Origin of the sequence: Pseudobacter ginsenosidimutans (assembly GCF_007970185.1) — a bacterium.
Lineage (GTDB): Bacteria > Bacteroidota > Bacteroidia > Chitinophagales > Chitinophagaceae > Pseudobacter > Pseudobacter ginsenosidimutans.
This window is the reverse complement of sequence record NZ_CP042431.1, coordinates 2,371,089-2,389,589: the sequence shown is the minus strand read 5'-3', so window position 1 is coordinate 2,389,589 and position 18,501 is coordinate 2,371,089. Positions and strand designations below refer to the sequence as shown.

Below are 18,501 nucleotides of genomic sequence, written 5' to 3'. Positions count from 1 at the left end.
GTTCAACCTCTGCTCATGCAAACAACTGCATCAAAAAAAGTCATTAATGGCTGGGCCATGTATGATTGGGCCAATTCGGTGTATAACCTGGTTATTACCACCACTTTTTTCCCGATCTATTTTGCGGCTGTAACGGCTGATAAATATGGCGCCAATTCCGTTCCCTTCCTTGGCAGGGAATACGTGAACACCTCTCTGTACGATTATTCCATTTCAGTAGCTTACCTGATCATCGCATTGATGTATCCCATCCTTACCTCCATTGCTGATACAAGAGGTAACAAAAAGCAGTTCATGCGATTCTTTTGTTATTTAGGCGCAGCAGGCTGTTCAGCACTTTTCTTTTTCGATATCAAGAATGTATCTGTAGGATTTGGAGTTTTCTTCTTCATGCTAGCAGCTATCGGATGGGCGGGAAGCCTGGTATTCTACAATTCCTATCTGCCCGAGATCGCAGCGCCAAAAGATATGGACCGTATCAGTGCACGAGGTTTCTCTTTCGGATATGTAGGTAGTGTGATCTGCCAGCTCATCGGTTTTGTACTGATCATACTGATGGCAGATGCAGGTGAGGCATCCCGTTATACCTTCCTGCTTGTGGGTATCTGGTGGTTCGCTTTTGCACAGATCACTTTCAAAAGATTACCAAAATCCATACCGAGCAACCAGGTTCATGAAAAGAGCTTCCTCACAGAAGGCTTTCATGAAATGAAGAAAGTATATGCGCAGGTAACAAAACTGCCTGTGCTCAAACGCTTCCTCCGCGGCTTCTTCTTCTACAGCATGGGCGTCCAAACCGTGATGCTGGCCGCTACGCTCTTCGGAGCAAAACTGCTGCAGCTGGATCAAACCAAACTGATCCTCACTGCCGTGATCATTCAATTGGTAGCCATCCTCGGAGCCTGGGGAATGGCACGGCTTTCAGCACGACTTGGAAATATCCAGGTGCTCATGGGCGTTGTGGCTTTCTGGATCCTGATCTGTATCGGCGCCTTCTTCACTGCTGAAGTGAAAGAGAATGGCGGCGATCCTGAATTCCTTTTCTATGGCCTCGCGGTTTGTGTAGGACTGGTGATGGGCGGTATTCAGTCGCTCAGCAGAAGCACCTATTCCAAACTGATGCCCGAAACAAAGGACACAGCTTCTTACTTCAGCTACTATGACCTTACAGAAAAGATCGCGATAGTGGTGGGTATGTTCTCCTTCGGTTTTATCGAAGAACTCACCAAAGACCACGGCGGTATGAAGAATTCGGTATTGTCTTTGATCGTCTTTTTCTTTATCGGCTTTATCTGGCTGATCTCCGCGCTCATGAAACAGAAACAATTAAATAAAGCCATTCAATAATCTAATCATTGCCATGAAACTCTACACGATCCATACCGGTAATTTCAAACTCGACGGAGGCGCTATGTTCGGCGTTGTTCCCAAAACAATCTGGAACAAACTCAACCCTGCAGATGAGCTCAATCTTTGCAACTGGGCCATGCGTTGCCTCCTGATCGAAGATGGAAAAAGACTGATCCTGGTAGACAATGGCATCGGCGACAAACAGGACGCCAAATTCTTCGGGCATTATCATTTGAACGGAGATCAAACCCTCGATAAATCCCTTGCGCAGCACGGCTTTCACAGAGACGATATCACAGATGTTTTTTTATCGCACCTGCATTTTGATCACTGCGGCGGCAGTATCATCCGCGAAGGCGACAAATTAGTACCTGCTTTTAAAAATGCAACCTACTGGAGCAATCTTCGTCACTGGGAATGGGCCACACAACCCAACGACCGCGAGAAAGCATCTTTCCTCAAAGATAATATCATGCCGATCCAGGAAAGCGGACAACTGAAATTCATCGAACCAGTTGATGGCGTTCCTTTTGGTGAAGGCATTACTGTTCGTTATGTACACGGACATACAGACGCCATGATGTTGCCCCAGATCAGCTACAAAGGCAAGACCATCCTTTTCATGGCCGACCTGCTACCGAGCATCGGGCATATTCCTCTGCCTTATGTGATGGCGTATGATATGTTCCCGCTGACTACATTAAATGAGAAAAAACTTTTCCTGCAGGAAGCGGTGGATAAAGAATTCATCCTGTTCTTTGAACATGACCCCTTGAATGAGTGCTGCACATTGGGTATGACGGAGAAGGGCATACGACAGAAAGAAATATTCAGATTGGATGAGATATAATTTGAAAAGGTGCCTGATCAGGCACCTTTTTCATTTATTAGTTGAACAAATTTTTTCACCCGGTCAGGTGCTACCCAATCTGCATACAATTTGATAATTTCTTTTTCCCTGTACAGTATGATCCTGGGAATTTCTATATAGTCTTTGGTGGATATGGAATTATCTAAAAGCGAAACAGTGTCAAATTCTTTGTAGAATTTATAAAGATTTGTATACCCATGCTCATAGGTTATAAACAATAGACTCTTCCAACACTCTGTGACCACCTGATCTCACCCGGATCCTTACGCGTTGAATACATTCGGCAATAGAGTTCATTCCCATAAAAATCAAATTAACTTTATACCCTGCATTTCTGAATTCCCGTAATGACTTTGTAGGATCAGAGGAACTGAAATTGGTTTCAAAAGCAAAACTGGTCTTTCCATTTATTGCATTTTCCTTTGCCTGCCTGAACTCATATTCGTCAACGCGATCTTGCAGCAGGTCACTCCCAATTTCAGGATACTTTTCCTTTAACTCACTTACAAACTTATCGCCATCGAAGATTTCATCATCTATTTTAACAATCGATGATGAAAAAACACTTTTCCCAGCCCCGTTAGGACCAGCAATAATAAAAAGATTGAGTCCTTCTTTCTTTATCATTAAAGTTGAAGAAGAATAGTTTCAGATGAATCCGTCTGGTCTTGTTCTATAAGGAACATTTTTCCATCCGGATATTTATGAATGAACATGTTGTCTTTTACACAAAGTTCATTCCTGAAGACCAGGGGGATATTTCTTTTTGCCTGCAATTCCAGCACGGCTTCCAACGTGGCGCGAAGCCGGGTTTCCATCTCCGTGGCAGAAAATGCTTGTGAATTATTGGTCTTCTTTTTTGCAGGCATAATAATCAATTGGAAACACAAAATTACAAAAATCAATCAGCCTTAGCCACTGCTTCATCTGACTTCCGTCCGGGCGGCCCCTCTGTCCTTCACAGACTCACCAGCGAGCTCAGCTTATGTCTCAGATTCCTGTAGCTGATCATATCCACTTTCACACTACCCACAGAGATCGGGCTTTCAATGCGCACAGGAATACGATTGGCATCATCGCTCACCCATACCGTCATCTTTTCACCTCCTTCAAAAATGGTTCCCTTGATCAGTAACGGTTTGAATTTGATAGCGCGGAATTTACCGTACTTGGTTTTCACTGTTTCCTTACCGAGGTAACGGATATACATTTCGTACACTTCATTATCGAGGAACAAACTGAAAGTGATCTTATCATTAGGCTTGAGCGAATTGAAGTCGATATTCCGCGCATAGAAGATCGCACTCAATACATCCTGTACACATTCCGGTGTTTTGAAAACGCCATTGTTGGTAACAGCTGTATTGGTGGTTTTATTGAAAGTGACATGCTCGTATTTCTTGTAACCACCTTCGTCGATATTACGGATAAAACGATAAGGCTGCAGTGTGGCAGTATCAACATAGGTCTCATACTTGTCCCGAACCTTGAAGAACTTATCGTAGAAACTATAGGTTTTGCCATCGCCTACTATATGGTAGACCGGCTTATTGTTAAGCCGCTCCAGCGTGGTATTGAATGTAGCTTCGCCGGCGCCGAAATAAGCGCCCACTACTGTATAGAAAACCTTGAAGGTGATTTGTTCGCCTGCCGCAAATGAAGAATTACGCAGGTTGCAGAAACCATTGCCGGCCTCCAGGGGAAAGCTGGCCATGATCAGTATTGCCAATAAACCAGTTCTATAGAGTTTCATGTATTGCTCGTCTGATTAAATATATAAATAATATTTCGTATATCTCCTATCTGTTCCTGAATATGCGGATACTTAAAATTAATAAACTTCCTATCAAAGCTGGTATTACCAGATTGATAACCCATATAGACAACGAAGTTGCCAACACCCCTATCATATTGGTACTAAAAAATTGTACCAGCTCGATACTTGCCTTCCATCTCACCCCCAGTTCGGTTATCATCGCTATGGAAGGCACTATTGCCAGCACCAGGAACACAACAGACATGGACGCGAATGTTTCCGCAAAACTCAGATCCACGTCAAATACATCAAAGAGCAGGTAATACTGGGCTATGAAAACAAAATAGCGCGTTATACTCAAAGACAAGATCCTCCAGAGGATAGTTGCGTTAAAAGAATCTAAAACCCTGATATACTGCACCAGTTTCCCCAGCTTCGGGATCATCTCCATTAGTTTCACCAACCATGCCAGTTTGAAGAAAAGCAACGTTAAAACGATGCAGCCCAGGATCGTAATCCATAAAACAGTATTGGTCCAGAACAATAATGAATCATCTAACGGTGCAGTATGCGAAATCACATTGCGCAGGTATAGCAATCCTGCAATGCCCGCCATCAGGGTAACCAGCAATTGCGCCATACTGCAAACGATGGTGACGGAGATGGCCTGGATGCGTTTCCCTTCCTCGATATAAAGAATTCTCCCCAGGTACTCGCCAATACGATTGGGTGTAAAGAAAGCCATGGTGGTACCAGTGAAGATGGCTTTGAGACACTGAAGCAGATTGATCGGCTGCAGCCTGGTGACGGCCACCTGCCACTTGCGCGCCTCGATGGTCCAGTTGATCAGCATCAGCATACATACCAGTACAAATTTCCAAACCTGTATCCCTTCAAAAGCCAGTTTGATCTGGTGGAAAGACTCTTCCCAGTTGGGTTGCCTGTTCAACTGCCTGTAGATGCTCCAGGCCAGCAGGCAAAACACCAGCGGCCCGATCACATAGTTGAGGATTAATTTGATATTTTTGTTCAGTGGTATCAACAGATTTACAATATTAATTGAATCCCCGGCACTCCCTTGCAAAACAATTCTAAAATAATTCTTGGTATCGATCCCGGTACACTGCTCATGGGTTACAGCGTTATCTCCGCGTCTCCTTCATCAGTAAAAGTGATTGAAATGGATGTACTGAGGCTGAGCAGCAAAAAAGAACATTACGAAAGACTGCAACTCATTCACCAGCGCGTTTGTTCACTGATACTGGAATTCAAACCAAAGTACTGCGCCATCGAAGCACCCTTCTTTGGCAAGAACGTACAGAGTATGTTGAAACTGGGCAGGGCTCAGGGTGTGGCAATAGCAGCTGCAATGCAGGCCGGGCTGGAGGTTCACGAATACTCTCCCAAAAAGATCAAGCAATCGATCACCGGCAATGGCAACGCTGATAAAGAACAGGTCTGGAAAATGCTGCAACAAATGCTCCACCTCCAGGATGCCTGGATCCATACGCACGATATGTCTGATGCATTGGCCGTAGCGGTCTGTCATCATTTCCAGGACAAACCTTTGCTTGGCAACCAGGGCAAAGTACTGAAAGGATGGGAAGACTTCATCAAAAAAAATCCTTCACGCATCCGTCCGGCCAGATAAACTTTCGATTACATATTCAGGTTAGACAGGATCTTATCCTGAGCCATCTTCAATTGTTCAGGGCTCACTTTGATCTTTCCTTTCGTAAAGTTCAGATCATCTATATTGTTGATGGGCACAAGGTGCAGGTGGGCATGCGGCACTTCCAGCCCTACCACGGCCATGCCTACCCGGTTACAGGGAAAGCTCAGCTCAATGGCTTTTGCGATGGGTTTCGCAAATACCAGGATCTCCGCCAGATAGGTATCAGGCACTTCAAAGAATTTATCCGTTTCAATCTTCGGCACTACCAGAACATGACCTTCGGTTAATGGGAAGATATCCAGGAATGCATAGAACTTGTCGTTCTCGGCAATTTTGTAGGAGGGAATTTCCCCGGCTATGATCTTTGAAAATATTGTCATGTAACAAAACTAAGGAAGAACCGCCAATAAAAAAGCCCCGTTACCGGGGCTGTTATCTAAGCAGTAATATCTAATATCTTAAACTTGACCAATCCTGCCGGCACCTGCACCTCGGCAACATCGCCTACAATTTTGCCCAGCAATCCTTTACCGATAGGAGAAGTAACAGATATCTTACCTTGCTTCAGATCGGCTTCCTTTTCAGAAACGATATGATAGGTATGCTGTTTCTTGGTATTGAGATTGGTAAGTGTAACTTTTGTAAGGATAGACACTTTACTGGTATCCACATTATCAGCTTCCAGCACACGGGCGCTGGCAACATCGCTTTCCAATTTTTTGATCTTGGCTTCCAGGATTCCCTGGGCCTCTTTGGCAGCATCGTATTCGGCATTTTCTTTCAGGTCGCCTTTTTCGCGTGCTTCCGCGATGGCCCTGGCAGCTGCAGGTCTGTCCGTAGTACGCATAGTGTGCAGCTCTTGTTTCATTTGCTCCAGTGTTTCTTTGCTTACATACAAAACACTCATTGTAACCTCCTTCTTTTTGCAGGAAGCGTTTTTTTTTATTGCTTCCGAAAATAGAAAAAAAGAACAACGCCTCAGTGGGTGCTGAAGCGTTGCACGATTATGTTCAAAGCAAATATAATGGATTTCTCCTTATAAACCTTTCTACAATTTCAATTTTTCCAACGTTACGGCCGCCATTTTATAGAAGGCTTCATGGCTGTATCCGGCTATGTGCGGGGTCACTATCACATTGGGTTGTGCAGTGAGCCATTGCAATTGCTCCTTCTCTTTTTCAGTATAAAGATCAAGCTTTTCATTTTCAAGCACATCAAGCCCTGCACCTGCAATAACCCCATTTTTCAGGGCCGTGATCACCGCTGCCGTATCATGCACCTTGCCCCTGCTGGCATTCAGGAAATACGGCTTGTTCTTCAATGAATTGAAAAACGCATCGTTGGCATAATGGAAAGTTTCGTCGGTCAGCGGCAAATGCATGCTGATCACATCGGCATAGCGGGCGATCTGTTCGGGGTTGGCTTCGTGCACAAATCCTTTTGCAAATCCCTGGTTGTATTTATCGTAAGCCAGTACTGTAACACCAAATGGTTCCAGCAGCCTGGCAAAAGCGCTTCCTGTATTTCCGTATCCGATAATCCCAACTGTTTTTCCACTCAGCTCGGTGCCACGATTGGCATCACGTACCCACTTGAATTCCTGTACCTCGCGCTGGCTCAGTGTGATCTTATTCATGAGGTTGAGCAACATGCCGAGAACATGTTCGGCAACAGCATTGCGATTGCCTTCAGGACTGCTCACACAGAGGATGCCTTTGCTCTCTGCATACGACACATCAATCAGTTCCATGCCACTGCCCAGCCGGCCGATCCATTTCAGCTGGCCTGCCTTTTCCAGCATGGGCCTGTCGATCTTCAACCGGGTGGTAATGATCAGCCCGGTAACACCGCCGATCTTTTCACTGAGCTCTTCGTAAGTAATGGAGGGAAGATATTCCGGTTCAAATCCTCTGGCCGTCAACTGTTCTATGAGGAATGGGTGCACCCTGGCGGTGATAATGACTTTCTTCATTTTATCTCATTGTAAATGTCAGTGCTGCAAAATCAGCAACGGACAATTGTTCTGCTCTTTTGTTGAAAATTCCGTCCTGCAATTTATCCGGTTCGAACAACCCTTTCACGGCATTCCGGAGTGTCTTACGTCTTTGATTGAACGCAGTTTTCACCAACAGGGAAAGATGTTTATCGCTACGGATGTTAACGGGTTCTTTGAGCGGCGTCATGCGGATCACCGCGCTTTTCACTTTGGGAGGAGGATTGAAAGCCTCCTCATCCACTTCGAAAAGATAATCCACTTTGAAGTAAGCCTGCATCAGCACGCTGGTAACTCCATAAACCTTGTTACCCTCTCTGGCGGCCACGCGCTGCGCCACTTCTTTCTGGAACATGCCTACCATCGATCCTATCTGCGCACGCCATTCCTGTACCTTGAAAAGGATCTCGGTAGAGATATTGTAGGGGAAATTGCCCACCACGGTAAAAGTGCCTTCAAAGGGCGGATCGATGTCCAGGACACTTTTATGGATGATCTTTCCCTCCAGTGCAGGGTAATTTTTCAGCAGCCAGGCCACTTTCTCATCGTCCAGCTCCACACAGCGGAAATCGATACCCGGCAGCCTGACCAGGTACTTCGTAAGCGCGCCCCCGCCGGGCCCCACTTCCAGCAATTTTTCAAAAGGATATTCCTCCAAAGACTGCACAATACGCTGGCAGATACTCTCATCCTTCAGAAAATGCTGCCCCAGGGATTTTTTAAGTGTATACATGAGCAGCAAAAATACGTAATTTAGGCCCCTGAATTATTCAATATGAGTGCACAACAACACAAACCAGTAATCGGCATTTCCATCGGCGACCTGAATGGCATCGGACCGGAATTAGTGATCAAGACCTTTGCCGACCACCGGATACTGGAAATGTGCACCCCCATTATCTTCACCTCCAACAAGGTGATCAACTTCTATCGCAAAGGCATCCCCGATACCAATTTCAATTATCAGAACATCAAAGACTTCACACGGATCAACCACAAGCAGATCAATATCTTCAACTGCTGGGAGGAAGATGTGAACATTCAGCCGGGCCAGCTCACCGATGTGGCCGGCAAATACGCAGTAAAATCCCTCATGGCTGCAGTGCAGGCTTTGAAGGAACAAAAGATCCAGGGGCTGGTAACGGCGCCTATCCACAAGAAGAACGTACAATCATCAGAGTTCAATTATACAGGTCATACACCTTTCCTGAAAAATGCTTTCGGCATGCAGGATGTACTGATGCTGATGACCTCCGGCAATTTCCGGGTAGCGCTGCTCAGCGAGCATGTGCCACTGGCCGAAGCCGCCAAATATGTTACACGTGAGAACATACTCTCCAAACTGAATATCCTCAACAATTCACTGATCCGCGATTTCGGTATCGATAAACCGAAGATTGCAGTACTGGGACTCAATCCCCATGCAGGTGATGAAGGACTGATCGGAAAAGAAGAGGATGAGATCATCAAACCAGCCATCAAGGAAGCCAAACGCAATATGATGGTGATCGGACCATTCAGTCCCGATGCTTTCTTCGCACGCAGACAGTTCGAGAAATTCGATGCTGTTCTGGCTATGTATCACGACCAGGGCCTGATCCCTTTCAAATCCCTCGCCATCGGCGAAGGCGTGAACTATACTGCCGGCCTGCCTGCTGTAAGAACATCTCCCGATCATGGTACAGCCTTCGATATTGCCGGTAAGAACAAAGCGGATCACTCCTCTTTCCTCACTGCTATTTACGAGTGTATCGATATCATCCAGCAAAGAAGCGAATACGTGGAGAACCACAAGAACCCACTGAAGAAAATGACCAACCAGCTTCTCGCCAATGCAGTGGATGAAAAGATCGAATTATCGGAAGACAGCGAAGGATAATTCCATTTTTTGTTCGCCCCCCTGGCATAATTTTTCAGTCCATTGCTCCTAAAACGGAACAAAGGATGAAAAAACTCTGGCCATATTGTACCATTGTATTACTGATCGCAGGTTTCTTCAATATCCTGCATGCACAAACGAAAGGAGAATACCGTCGTCAGCTCAGGATCTCAGTGGATGAAGACTTCATCAATATCCGCGGGCAGGGGACCGATAAAGCCTATACAGCGGGAACTTTCATCGATTATTTCTACACCAGGAAAACCCACACATTCTTCCTGGAAAGATGGGCGCCCAAAGCCGGCGCTGATGCCATCAACATATATGGCACCGGGCTCATGCACCTGATGTTCACGCCCAACAATACCAAAGCCGAAGCGCCCATTCACAATGATTATCCTTATGCAGGGGCTGTATTGGGACATTTCTCCTCTTACTCTTACAACGAGCAAAAGAAGTATAGTTTCCAGGCCAGGATCATGGGCGGTATGATCGGCCCGGCTTCAGGAGCACGGGAGATCCAGGAATTCGTACACCGGCTTACCGGAACCCAACAACCGATGGGCTGGGAAAATCAATTGCCAAACGATATTCTCCTGAACCTGGAGTTAGCAGCGGAAAAACAGGTGATCGGGAACAATTTCGCAGAGCTGATCGGTGGGGCGCGTGCGTATGCAGGTACTATGACGGATGGCGTGGAAGCCTATGCCATTGTGCGCACCGGAAAAATGAAACCTTATTTCCGAGGATTGATGGCCCACACCGGCACTCCTCCCCAATCCAGCAAGAACGGGCGCTGGCAGGTATACGCTTTTGCAAAACCTGCTGCCAGGTTCATTGCCTACAATGCACTTTTGCAGGGAGGCATCGTGCTGGACAAATACAAAGTGGTGACGCCCGATATAAAAAGATTCACTGCATCGCTGGATTATGGCCTGGTACTATCCCATGGGAACTTTGGTATATCATTTACACAAAAGATACTTTCTGCTTATGTGAAAGGAGTTAAGAGCCACGAGGTTGGAAATATTACACTTTATTTCAACTGGTAATCGGGCAAATTTCAGACATATATGCAGATGTATTTAAAATTTGTATTTTACGCCATAGTTATTTACCCCTAACCCCAACCAGTGAAAAACATTCACCAACCCAAGACCTATTTCAAAGGTCTGAACGGCCTGCGTTTTATTGCAGCCTTTTTGGTATTGATGCTCCATGCAGAATTGATCCGCGTTAAATATGGTCTCTTCAATCTGAAAGATTATAGTCTTTTCAACTGTGGGCATCTGGCCGTAGAATTCTTCTTTGTATTAAGTGGCTTTCTTATTACATATTTATTATTGGAAGAAGACAGAGATACCGGCACCATCAATATCAAAAGCTTCTACATGAGGCGTGTTCTCAGAATATGGCCGCTTTATTATATTATCCTGATCATTGGCCTTGTACTTATTCCGGTAGCAGTCAGGTTCATGCACATAGATTATTCATTTCCGTTTCCGGTAATAGCTTAGTCTTTGGGGATCCACGTTCCTTGCTCCGTTGTGGTCAATTGGTGTTGAAGAGCAATTTTACCTTTTCTGGGCGCCGGTAGTAAAATATTTCAAAAGATTCCTCCTTTTTATCTTCCTGTTCATTATTACAATTCGGATGATCTTTTACGTTAGCTATGATTATTTTGACTCCTCAAACCCCACCACTTCAATTATTTTATCATTTGTAAAATCATTGAAGTTTGAAGCCATGAGTATCGGAGGCCTGGGAGCCTGGCTTCTTTACAATTATAAAGAACAGGTTTTGAGATCGAAGGTTTTCAGTATTGCCGCTCAGTTCTCACTTCTGGCAATCATTATTGCACGCCTCGTATTTCACAGATCCCTACTGGAGAATACAGGCTGGGTAGGCATTGTATATGGCGGCTTGTTTAACAGCTCCTTGTCTGTAATTATTACAAGCATCCTGTTCATTTGGCTTATTCTGAATATTTCCGCCAATCCCAAAACAATTATTAACACAGATAATAAAGTGCTGGACTTCCTGGGAAATATTTCTTACGGTATTTACATGTACCATAGCATTGTATTGTTTGTAGTAATGATATTCCTGAAGAATATCCTCCCCAAACTAACACCGTTGTGGTCCACTGTGCTTATTTATCTCGTTGCAGGCGGCCTTACCATTTTGATTTCCTACCTGTCTTACCGCTTCATCGAATTGAAATTCCTTAAGTTCAAAAAGAAATTCGAGCCGGCAAAGCCAGGTGCATTGGAAGAAGTACAAATACCTGCCCCATCATACAGGTAATAATGCAAAAAATTAGGGCCTCAAAATTGAGGCCCTAATTTTTCATAGAATAAAATCCAATTATCGCTGAATGACTAATTTCCTGTACTGAATATCATCTCCGGATTTCACCATCACATTGTACATTCCGTCCGGGAGCCTGTGTATTCCTTCAATCGGGAAGCTGTTGGTACCGGCATAGACCTGTTGTTTCTGACGAAGCACAACCTTACCGGCAGCATCTATCACATTCACATCGATGCTGGCATCGCGTTTCACGCTCATGCTGATGCTTGCATTGTTCCTTGCCGGGTTAGGATTGATGCTTAATTCGTAGGTCAGGCCCTGGCGTTTTATGGTAAGTATCTGCGTTGATTTCAGACCATTCTCAGGACTTACCGCCGTTACACGGTAATACACCGCTTTCACGTTCAGGCTGCTGATATCATCATTGTAATTGAAAGTTACAGGAGCGTTGAGATTATTGCTGCCAGGAACTTCCGCGATCTTGCTGAAGTTAGCGCCATCCACACTGCGTTCAACAATGAAATGTGTTACGGGCTTGTCCGAAGTAACGCGCCAGCTCAGTTTCACTGTTTCCTTCCGGAGATTACCTGTAAAGCTGAGAATGCTCACATCCAATACAGTACCCAGATAACGCCAGTCGCGGTTCGGTTGTGTAGAATATGTGCTCTGCAAAGTGGAGCGAGTACCCGGCGAAGGATCGCCATTCACAGATCCGAGTGCACCGATGAACTGCGAAGTTCCTTTGGGTGATGAATTGTCTGCATCGAAACGATTATCGAGACCATCACCATCCGTATCCTGATTGGTAAGGCTAACATCATCGTCTGCTTTGAGGTTGCCGTTGAAATCATTTCCTTCCACCACATCATTCAATCCATCTCCATCTGAATCGGTATCGATGTAATCAGGGATGCCATCGGTATCCAGATCGTGGGGCGTAATTCCGTTACCGCCGAAACCGGAAATATTATCATACCTGTCATCGATACCATCTCCATCAATGTCTGTGCCCATTGGCATACGGTAATTTCCTGTAGGTGGCGCTTCGATATTATCCGGGATACCATCGTTATCGGAATCGATGTCGAGGTAATCAGGATTGTTGGCTCCTGCAGGATCGGTATCGCTGTTGCGTAAGGCAAGGGGACCAGCCAGCGCATCGATGGCAGTGCTCCATCCGGTGGTTGCGCCGCGTGGACCATCTGACAGACCATTATTGTCTGTATCCGGGAATCCTGCTTCACGTACATCAGTGATGCCATCGCCATCACTGTCGAGGTCGTATGGGTTGGGGCGTGCGTCCCTGTCTAAATTCTTATAAGGATAGTTATCCGGTCTTCCGTCGTTATTGCTGTCCGGTCCTGTGCGAAGCAATGCTTTCTGGCCTGCATCGGCAACGCCATCGTTATTCGAATCCTGGTCTACGATATTGGCAAAGCCATCGCCATCCGAGTCGGCAGTATTATCCACTTTTCCATCATTATTAGCATCAGTACCGAGTGCTTCACGGATATCGGTAATGCCATCATTATCACTGTCGAGATCAAATTGATTGGGGATACCATCTCCGTCAAAATCAGCGAGGCCGAGACCAATAGAGCCTGCTACACCCACTGCCGCATCTACGTTATCGGAGAGGCCATCACCATCGGCATCGGTGAAGTTATCGATCCTTCCATCTCCGTTGGCATCCACACCACCGGCTTCCACTACATCCGGAATACCATCATTATCGCTATCGAGATCGAGTGCATTGATCACTCCGTCCAGGTCGCGGTCATAGCGGTCATCGATCCCATCACCATTGGTATCAACAAAGCCGGCTGTATTGTTATCCCTGTAGTTTTCGATGCCATCGAAATCATCATCGGCAAATACATCCACACCGCCGCTTTCGTCTGTATCCAGGATCCCATCGTCATCGCGATCGATATCGCAGATAACGGGAACGGCCACACTAACACAGGAAGTGGCGTTACAATCGCCTTCGATCCTCACATAATAAGTGGTACTGGATGAAGGGGAAACAGAAATCGTAGCGCCTGTTCCAACAGCAGTGCCGGTTCCACAGCCACCTGCATACCATCTGTACACTGCATTGGTGCCCAGAGTCCCGCCATTGACGCGAAGCGTAACTGATTCTCCGGGGCAGATCCTCAGCTTGTTCTTTGAAGCTGAAGAGGGGGCAGAGGAAGTGGCTTTACCTGTCAGCAGGAAAGCATCGGAAGTATCGCGGCAGGCAGTGGAAGACATATTTCCCTGGGCTGCCATGATCACACGATAATATTTATTGATATCAGTTGCCGAAAGTGAACTGATAGTATACATCTGTGAAGTGGTTACACTACCGATATTGGACCATCCGGTTGTTCCGTTTGCACTAACCTGCCACTGGAATTCTTTAGGTCCGGGGATCACAGCAGGATCATTGGGTTGTGCCCAGAAATTGGTGGCAAATCCGATACAACCCGCAGTGGGGGCTACCGTTGATACAGTTGGCATGGGATCACAGGAACCGAATTGAATATCATCGATGGCGATATCGTTACCACAACCACCATGCGCATCGTTGGACAATTCAAAAGTAACGCCATTGGTATAACCCGGAGGCATCACCCATTTCAAACCGTATTGCTGCCAGCTGGTGTTGGTGATATCTGCCGTGGCAATTTGTGTAATCACCATGCCCGTTACCGCATCTCGAATGGTCATCATCACACGGGGATACCTGAAACCACCGAAGGCGTCACAGACCGTGCTGTAATTATTGTTACCAAGGAATGCAGCATAGAAGAACATGGAATATTGTTGTCCCGGACAGAGTGCGCCTATCGCATCTTTGAAGAACACTTTATTATCTGCATCGGCATTCACAACCATCATTCTGCCAGTGCCGGTAGTATGATCTGCAAGATTGATCCATCTTCCATTATCACCGTTGTTGGCATTGGAGGTCAGCATATAGCGGTCTATCAGTAATGGCTGTGTGGTTGAACCTGTATATTCAGTAGAAGAGCTTGATTTCGGCAATGTTGTTGTATTACTTCCTGTACCAAAGTTCTCCGTATATAAAATCTTCTGTAATGCTGAACAGGGCGGCGTTTGCGCCGTCACAGAGATCAGCAGGGGCGTTGGCTGGTTCTCACCCACATCATCCGGTTTGTCGTTGGAGTTGAGATCCGGGTCCGGGCCATTGGTGGATGAATCTTTCAGTGCAGCATTGCTGAATCCAGTGGCGGTTACATATGCGCTGTTATTGTAGATCACACCTGCCTGGATATTACTCAGTGTAGCCCTGATGCGGATAGTAGCGTGATTCTCTGCAACTGGCCATGCTTTGATGGTGCCGGTATTGACCAGTGTGGTATTGGTTTTGCCATCATAAGCGGGATTGAGTGTTAAACCTGCCGGGTTGTTCACGAATGAAACCTGGTTAAGTGTTACGTTTGCTGCTCCATTGATATTGGCAAGATTGTCCATCACCTTTACACTCGTTATAGGGACGTTGCCATAGTTCTGAACATATACATCATACTCCACTTCATATTGGTCCGGCACACCTGTAGGTGTAACCGAAACCAGTCTTTTTGCAGAACCCACACCCGAAACAACTGTTGCCAGGTCATTGGCAGCATATACACCTGTAGGTTTGTTTACATTGGAACGCGCGCCTGTGAGAGGGTTGATGATATAGAACGGACAACCGGAAGTAGTCCAGGTCCCGATCATTTCGCCATTAGAATAAGTAAGTCCTACAAGATTACCGGACGTTTTTACAGTATCGATATAGGTAGTGGTGAGGTTCTTGCCTGTACCTTCATAATTCCGGTAATCGGGCGTGAATAATTTATTGTCCACCACAAAAAACATCTGACCACCCGGAGAGATCGTGATATCGCCGCTTCCCGAATCCCAGATCTTAGCTCCCCCGGTGAGTACCAGGTTATCTCTTCCCCCTACTACGCCTGTTGTAAAATCGATGGAGCGTATGTATGTCTGATAAGGAGCGGAGCCGGTGGAGAATTCAAGCAGGTAGCCTTTTCCATCGGTATCGAATACCATTGCCAGAATATAACTCTTGAAAGCGATCATTGTATCCAGCCTGCTACTGCCGTTTGCCGGACAGGTGCCTAAAGGCCAGCTCCAGACATAGGTGCGGGGCTGCCCCTGGTAGGTGGAAGTCAGCAGGTAGTAAATTTTCTGATCCGCAGGATTGAAAGACACACCCGAGTTGTAAGAGCTGAACATGTTATTACCTGAAATGTTCCCTGCTTTGAGTTGTGGGGTACACTTCAACGTTACATCGCTCGTAAGCTGGTTACTGCTCGGATTGTAATGGTAAAAGTGGATCATCTGCGTTCCTGTTCCACAATTACCCGTACCCACAGCAAAGGGACGGCTGACTGTAGCTTGTGACATTGCATCCAACGTAAATCCGGCAACCAGGATCATTGCCAGCATCCACATCATCATTTGTTTTCGTAAAAAATCGTTCATACACATCGTTTAGGCGTTAAGGGTGTCTTTGACTTTATTGCTGTAAAGCAACAGAAGTGTTTTCCACAGAAAATTTCTGCAGGAAAGAGTGAAGAAACATTACTGATAATGGGGATGGACAGTGGAACTATAGAATGGTACGTAGCACGCAGATGGATTGATCCTTTCAGACGGGGACTGGTCACGGAACCTGTAGTCACATGGTGAGTTACAACTGGCGTTGTAACAAATAGAGTCTGACAAAAGCTGCAGGCGCTAATGAGCATGACGGCCCATAAAGCTCCGGTCGCTTTCTTAGGATTTGGAAACATCGGTTTTCGCAAAGGGTTTAGGTACGGATTGCAAACGGGTATATTATGTGAATAGTATACACGATGCATAAATTCATAACCGCCGTCAACTAAATGTCTATCATTTTGATAAACATCAATCTATAACAGCTGGCAAATTACGACGCGATGTTGAAAACAGGAACGTAAATCAACTGCGAAAATCTACTGGAAGATATTGTCTGAAATACCTTTGTTGATAGTGTAAGAGGAGTATGAGATTTCTACTTTTCCTTTTTGATTTTTGTCAGTAGTTGCAGCGGGCTTCTCCCCCGTATCATAATCAAATGCAAGTCCTTTCGGTAATTTGTAATCCCTGGTATTGAAAATGAACGCCACTTTATCAGGCAAGCCCCATGATGCGTATTTTCCATAACTCATTTCAATCTCATAGGTGCCGTTGTTCCTGGTAGTGGTCACAGCTTTCCTGATCACAGCATCTTTTTCATCGATATACAGTGTGGAAACTACTACTTCACTTTTTTCATCGAGTGGTAATAGTTTTACGATAGCCACCGTCTGATCTCCCACCTTTCCTGTGCCTGCTGCAACTGTTGTATAATTCTCTCCGGCCAGCAATGTGCCCTGATTCAGGCTCACACTGCCTTTCGGCATAATGGAGATGCCATTTTCTTTTTTGATGCGGAACTTATCGGGCTTTTTGTAATACACCGTGATCTTCGAATCCGGCACTTTGATGAAGCTCACATTTGTTTTCATTACGCCATTCGCTTCGTAATTGTTCACTGTTTCCAGCTTTGCTTTTACGCGCTTCACCAGCGCTGCTGCATCCTGCGCCTTCGCTGTCATACTGCACATTGATATTGCTATCAAAAACAACCAACGGGTATCAAGAAGCTTTCGCATAATGATTGAATTTAGAGAACGGCATATCAGGCTCCGGCTTTTACATCCACTTCACGATAGGCTTTGATCAAAGCGATCTCGCCTTCCTTTCCGGGCATCGCATTTCCATGCTCCATGCCCATCACACCCCTGTATCCCTTGTTGTAAATATGTTTGAATACGTTTGTATAATTGATCTCTCCTGTGCCCGGCTCTTTCCTTCCCGGATTGTCGCCAATCTGGATATAACTGATCTCTTCCCAGTACTTATCGATATTGGCCATGAGATTGCCTTCATTGCGCTGCATATGGTAGATATCATACAGGATCTTGCAACTGGGACTGTTCACCGCTTTACAGATATTGAAGGTTTGCCCTGACAGGCGAAGAAAAAGATCTTCGTTATCACTCAGGGGTTCCAGCACCATGATCAATCCCGCAGGCTCCAGTATATCAGCAGCCTTGCGCAGCGCACTGACCACATTGGCAGTTTGCGTTTCTATTGGCAGGCTCCTTTCGTAATTGCCGGGAACAACGGTCACCCATTTTGCATTGCATCTTTTGGCCACTTCCACGGCTGTTCTGCAATCCTTCTCCATTTTGCTGACCCATTCTTCCTTTCCCGTGGTGAGTGTGGTTTTCCAATGCCAGTTATCAGTAGTAATAACGAATACGCCCATGCGCATTCCGAGTTTCGCCAGCGTATTCCCGATCTTCTCCTGCATCTCCACAGGGCGGGCCATCATGCCATTGTCTTCGATGGACCTGAATCCCTGATCATGCGCCCATTTTATCTGATCTATAAAATCATTGCCTCCATGATTCTTGAACATATTATCATGAAAGGCAAAATCCATCGTGAATGTTTTGCCTGCTTCTGCTGTGTTCTGTGAGCAAGACGCCATCAGGGTGGGGCTTGCTGCCAGGGATGCTCCGGCGAGGAGCGATTGCTGCATGAATTTTCTTCTTTCCATCAGTACAGTTTTAGATTG

17 protein-coding genes and 1 pseudogene are annotated in these 18,501 nt (G+C 45.8%); 7 read left to right on the top strand and 11 right to left on the bottom strand.

Annotated elements, in window-relative coordinates:
• Nucleotides 1-15: 15 nt before the first annotated feature.
• Both FSB84_RS09810 and FSB84_RS09805 read left to right on the top strand, forming a co-directional pair.
• Entirely contained in the window at nucleotides 16-1,347 is a 1,332-nt protein-coding gene (locus FSB84_RS09810; RefSeq protein ID WP_130541733.1) for an MFS transporter, read from the top strand.
• Nucleotides 1,348-1,360: 13 nt separating this feature from the next.
• The gene (locus tag FSB84_RS09805) at nucleotides 1,361-2,200 is read left to right on the top strand and encodes an MBL fold metallo-hydrolase (protein ID WP_130541734.1); all 840 of its coding nucleotides are present in this window, start codon (nucleotides 1,361-1,363) and stop codon (nucleotides 2,198-2,200) included.
• A 222-nt stretch (nucleotides 2,201-2,422) separates the two neighbouring features.
• Here the strand turns inward: FSB84_RS09805 and FSB84_RS09800 are convergent, their stop codons facing one another.
• The 4 genes from FSB84_RS09800 to FSB84_RS09785 form a co-directional block, all read right to left on the bottom strand.
• Nucleotides 2,423-2,848, bottom strand: a complete 426-nt coding sequence (locus FSB84_RS09800; RefSeq protein WP_130541735.1) for a zeta toxin family protein — start codon at nucleotides 2,846-2,848, stop codon at nucleotides 2,423-2,425.
• A complete protein-coding gene (locus tag FSB84_RS09795; RefSeq protein WP_130541736.1) occupies nucleotides 2,848-3,090 on the bottom strand; it encodes a hypothetical protein in 243 nt (80 codons plus the stop codon). The genes FSB84_RS09800 and FSB84_RS09795 overlap by 1 nt, the downstream gene beginning before the upstream one ends.
• Before the next feature lie 89 nt (nucleotides 3,091-3,179).
• A complete protein-coding gene (locus tag FSB84_RS09790; protein ID WP_130541737.1) occupies nucleotides 3,180-3,974 on the bottom strand; it encodes a DUF3108 domain-containing protein in 795 nt (264 codons plus the stop codon).
• Between the two features lie 46 nt (nucleotides 3,975-4,020).
• Nucleotides 4,021-5,019: a lysylphosphatidylglycerol synthase domain-containing protein gene (locus tag FSB84_RS09785; protein WP_158643828.1), complete on the bottom strand. Its 999-nt coding sequence runs from the start codon at nucleotides 5,017-5,019 to the stop codon at nucleotides 4,021-4,023.
• Nucleotides 5,020-5,055: 36 nt separating this feature from the next.
• On the opposite strand from FSB84_RS09785, the gene ruvC reads away from it, so the two are divergent.
• Complete coding sequence (gene ruvC / locus FSB84_RS09780; protein ID WP_130541739.1) at nucleotides 5,056-5,628, top strand: crossover junction endodeoxyribonuclease RuvC; 573 nt, start codon at nucleotides 5,056-5,058, stop codon at nucleotides 5,626-5,628.
• A gap of 8 nt (nucleotides 5,629-5,636) precedes the next feature.
• Here ruvC and FSB84_RS09775 read toward each other — a convergent pair whose 3' ends face one another.
• From FSB84_RS09775 to rsmA, 4 genes are all read right to left on the bottom strand, one after another.
• A complete protein-coding gene (locus FSB84_RS09775) occupies nucleotides 5,637-6,032 on the bottom strand; it encodes an HIT family protein (protein ID WP_130541740.1) in 396 nt (131 codons plus the stop codon).
• A 56-nt stretch (nucleotides 6,033-6,088) separates the two neighbouring features.
• Nucleotides 6,089-6,559, bottom strand: coding sequence for a transcription elongation factor GreA (gene greA, locus FSB84_RS09770; protein ID WP_130541741.1), 471 nt, complete (start codon nucleotides 6,557-6,559; stop codon nucleotides 6,089-6,091).
• A gap of 141 nt (nucleotides 6,560-6,700) precedes the next feature.
• Nucleotides 6,701-7,624, bottom strand: a complete 924-nt coding sequence (locus FSB84_RS09765) for an NAD(P)-dependent oxidoreductase (RefSeq protein ID WP_130541742.1) — start codon at nucleotides 7,622-7,624, stop codon at nucleotides 6,701-6,703.
• 1 nt (nucleotide 7,625) lies between these two features.
• Complete coding sequence (rsmA, locus tag FSB84_RS09760) at nucleotides 7,626-8,378, bottom strand: 16S rRNA (adenine(1518)-N(6)/adenine(1519)-N(6))-dimethyltransferase RsmA (RefSeq protein WP_130541743.1); 753 nt, start codon at nucleotides 8,376-8,378, stop codon at nucleotides 7,626-7,628.
• Nucleotides 8,379-8,420: 42 nt separating this feature from the next.
• On the opposite strand from rsmA, the gene pdxA reads away from it, so the two are divergent.
• From pdxA to FSB84_RS30990, 4 genes and pseudogenes are all read left to right on the top strand, one after another.
• Nucleotides 8,421-9,524: a 4-hydroxythreonine-4-phosphate dehydrogenase PdxA gene (pdxA, locus tag FSB84_RS09755; RefSeq protein WP_130541744.1), complete on the top strand. Its 1,104-nt coding sequence runs from the start codon at nucleotides 8,421-8,423 to the stop codon at nucleotides 9,522-9,524.
• 65 nt (nucleotides 9,525-9,589) lie between these two features.
• A complete protein-coding gene (locus FSB84_RS09750; protein WP_130541745.1) occupies nucleotides 9,590-10,576 on the top strand; it encodes a lipid A deacylase LpxR family protein in 987 nt (328 codons plus the stop codon).
• Nucleotides 10,577-10,657: 81 nt separating this feature from the next.
• Nucleotides 10,658-11,041, top strand: coding sequence for an acyltransferase family protein (locus FSB84_RS31400; RefSeq protein ID WP_130541746.1), 384 nt, complete (start codon nucleotides 10,658-10,660; stop codon nucleotides 11,039-11,041).
• Nucleotides 11,042-11,057: 16 nt separating this feature from the next.
• A pseudogene (locus tag FSB84_RS30990) lies at nucleotides 11,058-11,831 on the top strand (acyltransferase family protein); the annotation flags it as partial.
• A gap of 60 nt (nucleotides 11,832-11,891) precedes the next feature.
• On the opposite strand, the gene FSB84_RS09735 reads toward FSB84_RS30990, so the two are convergent.
• From FSB84_RS09735 to FSB84_RS09725, 3 genes are all read right to left on the bottom strand, one after another.
• Nucleotides 11,892-16,334 carry an Ig-like domain-containing protein gene (locus FSB84_RS09735; protein ID WP_158643827.1) on the bottom strand — a complete coding sequence of 1,481 codons (4,443 nt, stop codon included), beginning with the start codon at nucleotides 16,332-16,334 and terminating at the stop codon, nucleotides 11,892-11,894.
• 494 nt (nucleotides 16,335-16,828) lie between these two features.
• Entirely contained in the window at nucleotides 16,829-17,530 is a 702-nt protein-coding gene (locus tag FSB84_RS09730; protein WP_130541749.1) for a LolA family protein, read from the bottom strand.
• A 26-nt stretch (nucleotides 17,531-17,556) separates the two neighbouring features.
• A complete protein-coding gene (locus tag FSB84_RS09725) occupies nucleotides 17,557-18,483 on the bottom strand; it encodes a hydroxypyruvate isomerase family protein (protein ID WP_130541750.1) in 927 nt (308 codons plus the stop codon).
• Nucleotides 18,484-18,501 lie beyond the last annotated feature (18 nt).

Coding starts and splice junctions, on each gene's coding strand:
- FSB84_RS09810 (WP_130541733.1), top strand. CDS start 16: ATGCAAACAACTGCATCAAAAAAAGTCATTAATGGCTGGGCCATGTAT.
- FSB84_RS09805 (WP_130541734.1), top strand. CDS start 1,361: ATGAAACTCTACACGATCCATACCGGTAATTTCAAACTCGACGGAGGC.
- FSB84_RS09800 (WP_130541735.1), bottom strand. CDS start 2,848: ATGATAAAGAAAGAAGGACTCAATCTTTTTATTATTGCTGGTCCTAAC.
- FSB84_RS09795 (WP_130541736.1), bottom strand. CDS start 3,090: ATGCCTGCAAAAAAGAAGACCAATAATTCACAAGCATTTTCTGCCACG.
- FSB84_RS09790 (WP_130541737.1), bottom strand. CDS start 3,974: ATGAAACTCTATAGAACTGGTTTATTGGCAATACTGATCATGGCCAGC.
- FSB84_RS09775 (WP_130541740.1), bottom strand. CDS start 6,032: ATGACAATATTTTCAAAGATCATAGCCGGGGAAATTCCCTCCTACAAA.
- greA (WP_130541741.1), bottom strand. CDS start 6,559: ATGAGTGTTTTGTATGTAAGCAAAGAAACACTGGAGCAAATGAAACAA.
- FSB84_RS09765 (WP_130541742.1), bottom strand. CDS start 7,624: ATGAAGAAAGTCATTATCACCGCCAGGGTGCACCCATTCCTCATAGAA.
- rsmA (WP_130541743.1), bottom strand. CDS start 8,378: ATGTATACACTTAAAAAATCCCTGGGGCAGCATTTTCTGAAGGATGAG.
- pdxA (WP_130541744.1), top strand. CDS start 8,421: ATGAGTGCACAACAACACAAACCAGTAATCGGCATTTCCATCGGCGAC.
- FSB84_RS09750 (WP_130541745.1), top strand. CDS start 9,590: ATGAAAAAACTCTGGCCATATTGTACCATTGTATTACTGATCGCAGGT.
- FSB84_RS09735 (WP_158643827.1), bottom strand. CDS start 16,334: ATGAACGATTTTTTACGAAAACAAATGATGATGTGGATGCTGGCAATG.
- FSB84_RS09730 (WP_130541749.1), bottom strand. CDS start 17,530: ATGCGAAAGCTTCTTGATACCCGTTGGTTGTTTTTGATAGCAATATCA.
- FSB84_RS09725 (WP_130541750.1), bottom strand. CDS start 18,483: ATGGAAAGAAGAAAATTCATGCAGCAATCGCTCCTCGCCGGAGCATCC.